Here is a 5455-nt window from a genome sequence, read left to right on the forward strand (position 1 = left end):
TGGATGAGTAACGGACGGTCGCCGTCTATCAGATTGCCGCGCTTGAATCGATAGTGGTCGGAGAGCGAGTCGTCGAGATGATACCGATTCATGTACTCCTTCGTGCGTATCGCGTCACGAGCAGCACCCGAAACGGTCGTCGGGTAGATGGCCTGTCCGACGCCATCCGGTCCGACGTCTTCCCGATAGATGCCTCGCGAACTGTGGAGATTGATAACCACGTCCGGGTCGTACGACGTAAGGACGTCCCAAATCGCCCGTGCAAGCGGTGTCGTCGGCGTCTCTCCCGGCGGGAACTTCCGATTGAGGTTACCCCTGTCGTTGTAGTAGGTATCGCGGCGAATGGCAACCGGGTTGGCCCGCGGAATCGTAACGAGCGTTCCTTGGTCTATCGACCACGTTTTGATATCCTCAGCCGCTTCGTAACCGGCGGGTTCGTTACCCTGTATGCCGCCCACCACGACCGCCGTCGGTCCCGATATCCCCGTGTCAGTTACGTACACCTCGGTTTCGTCCGGCGTCTCATCGCGGATGGTATATCTGGTCCGAGTCGCGGCTCGAGTCGTCCCCTGCGTTGCGAGAAACGCCGAAGCAGTAGCCGCGACTCCGGCGTGACGAAGGAACGAACGCCGTGTTCTATCGACTCCCGCGTCCTCTCCTCTCTCGTTATTTGACATCGTTTCATACATTTAGAATTTTTATAATTAGTTATGTTCCATCATCTATTACGTTCGGAGGACGTACCGTCTGATAGGAATAATCAATCGGAATGAAGGGTTCAGGTAATATACGACAAGGAAGGATAAGAGCGACGATACTGAGGAACGTTTCAAAATCAAGGTGCGACGACGCTCGTTAGAGCCCCTAGCCGGAATTACTTCGATTCGCCACATTCGCCACATGCGTTCGCGGATACGATACGGAAGGAGAACAGGAAAGGCCTGTTCGCACATCACGCCGGAACGGTTTTGCTCGTCGTGACTGATAATATCACACATGGGAGAGAGCACTGGACGGGACTCACGGCACGGGGAGATAGACGACATCCTCGAACGGAAACCCGGGACGCGGGAGGCTCGTGACGAGGAGGACCGGTACACCGTCGTCGGCGCGGCGAGTCGGGAGACGTTCGCGGACTGGCTGACGCCGGTCGAGGAACATTTCGTCTGCCATCGGAACGACATCCCGGACGCCGATGCGGAGACGTGGCAAGTCCGGGTGACGGGCGTGGACGACGGCGAATCGCTCTCGATGGAGGCACTTCGGGAGGACTATCCGACGGTCGCCGTCGCACACACGATGGAGTGTGCGGGGAACAACCGCGGCCAACACGACCCGGAGACAGGGAGCGTCCAGTGGACGTGGGACGCCGTTGGGACCGCGATGTGGAGCGGAACGCCGGTTCGGGCAGTACTCGAAGACCGCGGCGTGGACGTGAACGACGATTCGGACCGCTGGCTCACCGCCGTCGGCGGGGACGTCCCCGCCGACGACGACGTGTACGTGAAATCGATTCCGCTGTCGAAGGCGCTCGACGATTGCGTCCTCGCGTACGAGATGAACGGCGAACCGCTCCCGGTCGAACACGGGTATCCGGTCCGACTCATCGTGCCGGGATGGTACGGCACGAACAGCGTCAAGTGGGTCGAGGAACTCCGGGTGACGGACACGATGGTCACGGACGCGACGTTCGCCGAGGAGGACGACGGGCGGACGTACACCTACTGGCAACACGGTGCCTACCGCATCCATCCGGCGGACGCCGAACCGGAAATCGAGGAGACTGTTCCGACGACCGACACGTGGGAGCAACTCGTCGGCGGCGTGACGCACCCCTACACGTTCGACGAGAACGTGATGTCGCTCATCGGAGAACCCGACGGCGAACGCCCGGTCACACCCGACGCGGACGGACGGGTAGAGATTCGGGGCGTGGCGTGGGCGGGGGACGACAGGGTGTCCCGCGTCGAAGTATCGACGGACGACGGCGATACGTGGCACGACGCCGACCTGTACGGCCCGGACTACAGCGGCGCGTGGCGCTTGTTCAGCTACGCGTGGGAACCGAAGACGGAGTTCGACGGGACTGTCACGTTGCTCTCGCGGGCGACCGACGAGAATGGACGAACCCAGCCGTCCCGCATCGCCGTCCTCGACGACTGGGCGGAGGTTCCCGAGGACGTCTACCCATGGAACGAGGGGGGCTACGCGGCGAACGCCTACCGACCGAACGGCGTCGAGGTACGGGTTACGCCGCGAGACGAGTGAGCGGTTCGAAGAACGAAGACGGATCGATGGCGGGCGACACCGTCGATGTACCCCCGTTCACTGTTCATCGACTCTGCAACCCGAAACCATCCCGATTTTAATTTTCGTACGTCCGGTGGATTCCGTGTCGTCCCAGCAGATGTCGAACGATGTTGAGCTCCCAACGGGTCCGCGTTTGCAGATCCGACCCATACCGAGTCGTTTCGACGATGAATCCCGGCTCGTTCAGGTCGGCGTCGACCTTGTGGATGAGTAATGGACGGGTCCCATCGATCAGGTTCCCGCGCTTGAACCGATAGTAATCGGGGAGAGAGTCGTCGAGATGATATCGATTCATGTACTCCTTCGTGCGTATCGCGTCACGAGCAGCACCCGAAACGGTCGTCGGGTAGATGGCCTGGCCGACGCCATCCGGTCCGACATCTTCCCGATAGATGCCTCGCGAACTGTGGAGATTGATAACCACGTCCGGGTCGTACGACGTAAGGACGTCCCAAATCGCCCGTGCAAGCGGTGTCGTCGGCGTTTCCCCTGGTGGGAACTTCCGATTGAGGTTCCCTCTCTCGTTGTAGTATGTATCCCGGCGAATCGCAATCGGATTCGCATGTGGAATCGTGACAAGGGTTCCCTGATCTATCGACCACGTTTTGATATCCTCGGCAGCTTCGTGGCCGGCAGGTTCGTTGCCCTGTATGCCACCTATCACGACCGCAGTCGGTCCCGATTTCTGTGTATCAGTCACGTACACCTCGGTTTCGTCCGGCGTCTCCTCGCGGATGGTATATTCGGTCCGAGTCGCAGCGTTGCTCATCCCTTGCGTTGCGAGTAAAGCGGAAGTAGTAGCTGCGACTCCAGTGAAACGTAGAAACGAACGCCGTGTCCGATTAAATAACGCATCATCCTTACTTTTGTTATTTTTCATCGACTTGTAAATATATACAATAACACTTAATTGTTTATAGTTCAAAAATATATTCTGAATTTATAATATTATAATAATTCTTAATTAATATTATAATATTATATATTCTTCGATAGAATAAGCAATCCGATATCGAGCCCACCAGCAATCTCCACAGATGAGGGATGGAATGAAAAGAGACGGATGCAGCCATCCAGCATCGAGATTCTCGATAACTGGTCCAAAGGTTCTGAGTCCGACGATTCGAAGGACGAAGACGGTCACTACTTTACACGCCGCGTCCATCGAGTACGCATGCACCTCTCCGAGTACGACCACACGCCCGGAGCCCACTGTGGCTCCGCGTCGCTTCGAAACCTCTCGGACTTCTACGAGTGGGGCTTCGACGAATCGCTCTGTTTCGGCCTCGGTTCCGGACTCGGGTTCGGATACTACGAGCGCGGCCCGGCGAGCCGTCTCATCATGGGGCGCAATGGGCAGTTGGAGACGGGGTTCTTCGAGACGCTCGGCATCGACTACCGGGAGGACAGCGAACGGCAGTGGGATGCGGCGTGGAGCGACGTTCGTGAGTATCTCGCGGACGACGTCCCGGTGATGCTGTTCGTCGACCTCTACTACCTCGATTACTTCGAGACGAACACGCACTTCGGCCCGCACATTCTCCTCTGCGTCGGCACCGACGGCGACGACGTGCTCCTGTCCGACAGCGAATTCGAGACGATACAGCGATTGCCCGCCTCCCACCTTCGGGAGGCGTGGGACTCCGACCACGGCTTCGGTCCGCTCGACAACCGATGGCTCGTCGTGACCGACCCGACCATCGAAACCGACCGCCCGACCGCGAGTCGGAACGCGATTCGACGGACGGCAGACCTCATGCTCTCGGCGGAGGACGGGGGCTGGCACTCGCAAGGCATCGACGGAATTCGCCGGTTCGCGGCGGACCTCCCCTCGTGGACCGCGTTGGAGGATTCGGGCTGGTGCGCCCGGTTCGCCTATCAGAACATCGAGCGGCGAGGAACGGGCGGCGGCGCGTTCCGCCGGTTGTACGCCGATTTCCTCGACCACGTTGCATCCGACCTCGAACTCGAAAGAGAGATTCCCGACCGCTTCCACGCCGTCGCGGACGACTGGACCGACCTCGGCGACACGCTCAAAGAGGCGAGTGGAGTCGAAGGGGAAGCGCAGCGAGCGCTGTTCGAAGACGCCAGCGAGCAGGCGGCGGCGCTCGCGGACCGCGAAGAACGACTGTTCACGCAGCTCGAAAAAGAACTCTAAGACCGCATCCCGTCCGCGAATTCCGGTCGCCGACGGGAATTCCCGATTTTCGATTCCCGATTCACTCCGACGGCGCGACGGCACACGCGTCGCCCGCGGACGCGCCGGTCGCCCGAACGATGCTCCAGAGGAGCAACAGCACACTCGCGGCGAAGAACGTGGATCCGACCGGCGACGACGGTATCATGAACGACCAGTAGACGGGCGTCACGGCGGTCCCGAACAGGACGCTGAGGGCACCGTAGAACGCGGGCGCACAGCAACAGCACGCGGTCGCGCCGGAGGCGGCGAGCGAGCCGGAGAACAGCGGCGTGGCGGAAACCGACTCCGAACCGGACCACTGTTGTGTCACGATGGCCGCGTTCAGGCCGGTCAAACCGCCAAGAATGGCCATCAAGAGGAACGATCCGACGGAGAGATAGCCGGTGAACGGAATCGACGGGAAGTACCACTCCACGGCGGGCCAGACGACGAGCGGACTGGCGACATTGTAAGGGATGATGAACGCGCTCGTCGGCGCGTTGAGTCCGGAATCGGGTTTGATACTCATCGTTCCGGCCGAGAACGCGAAGAAGACGCACATCAACAACCCCGCGACGATGCCGACGAGCTTCGGCGTTGTCTGAAGACGGATGCTCTGGAGGACGCCGCGCGCGTCGGTCCAAACGATATACGCGATGATCGCCGGAAGCGAGAGCACGAGCAGGTACCCGAGCGGGTTGTAATACCCCTGTCCCGGCATGACGGTCGGGTAGAGTATCCACCCCGCCAACACCATGCAAAGCAGGGCGTACTGCGGTTTCGTCGGGTACTTCGTGAGCACGAGGAGAAAGCCGCCCACGGCGAGGAGGCCGCCGATGAACAGGCTCAAAACCGGATAGATGGCGATGAGCTGCGGTGCCGTCTGACCGACGATTTGGGTTTCGACGAGACCGATACCGCCGAAGACCGCGGTGACGGCACTCGCCGTCAGAAGGACGCCGGCGA

5 protein-coding genes are annotated in these 5455 nt (G+C 60.1%); 2 read left to right on the plus strand and 3 right to left on the minus strand.

The genetic code is table 11. The annotated features are described in order from the left end of the window. Nucleotides 1-677 (minus strand): succinylglutamate desuccinylase/aspartoacylase family protein (locus tag BG842_RS02885; RefSeq protein WP_254662857.1); only part of this gene is annotated, 677 nt, incomplete at its 3' end. A 319-nt stretch (nucleotides 678-996) separates the two neighbouring features. On the opposite strand from BG842_RS02885, the gene BG842_RS02890 reads away from it, so the two are divergent. Continuing rightward, entirely contained in the window at nucleotides 997-2268 is a 1272-nt protein-coding gene (locus tag BG842_RS02890; RefSeq protein ID WP_069449605.1) for a sulfite oxidase, read from the plus strand. Between the two features lie 97 nt (nucleotides 2269-2365). Here BG842_RS02890 and BG842_RS02895 read toward each other — a convergent pair whose 3' ends face one another. Continuing rightward, nucleotides 2366-3079, minus strand: coding sequence for a M99 family carboxypeptidase catalytic domain-containing protein (locus BG842_RS02895; RefSeq protein ID WP_069449606.1), 714 nt, complete (start codon nucleotides 3077-3079; stop codon nucleotides 2366-2368). A gap of 405 nt (nucleotides 3080-3484) precedes the next feature. Between BG842_RS02895 and BG842_RS02900 the strand changes: the two genes are divergently transcribed. Continuing rightward, nucleotides 3485-4468: a BtrH N-terminal domain-containing protein gene (locus BG842_RS02900; RefSeq protein WP_069449607.1), complete on the plus strand. Its 984-nt coding sequence runs from the start codon at nucleotides 3485-3487 to the stop codon at nucleotides 4466-4468. A 61-nt stretch (nucleotides 4469-4529) separates the two neighbouring features. Here the strand turns inward: BG842_RS02900 and BG842_RS02905 are convergent. Beyond that, the coding region (locus BG842_RS02905) for a hypothetical protein (RefSeq protein ID WP_069449608.1) at nucleotides 4530-5455 on the minus strand (926 nt) is incomplete at its 5' end.

Source organism: Haladaptatus sp. W1, assembly GCF_001723155.1.
GTDB lineage: Archaea > Halobacteriota > Halobacteria > Halobacteriales > Haladaptataceae > Haladaptatus > Haladaptatus paucihalophilus.

Coding starts and splice junctions, on each gene's coding strand:
- BG842_RS02890 (WP_069449605.1), top strand. CDS start 997: ATGGGAGAGAGCACTGGACGGGACTCACGGCACGGGGAGATAGACGAC.
- BG842_RS02895 (WP_069449606.1), bottom strand. CDS start 3,079: ATGAGCAACGCTGCGACTCGGACCGAATATACCATCCGCGAGGAGACG.
- BG842_RS02900 (WP_069449607.1), top strand. CDS start 3,485: ATGCACCTCTCCGAGTACGACCACACGCCCGGAGCCCACTGTGGCTCC.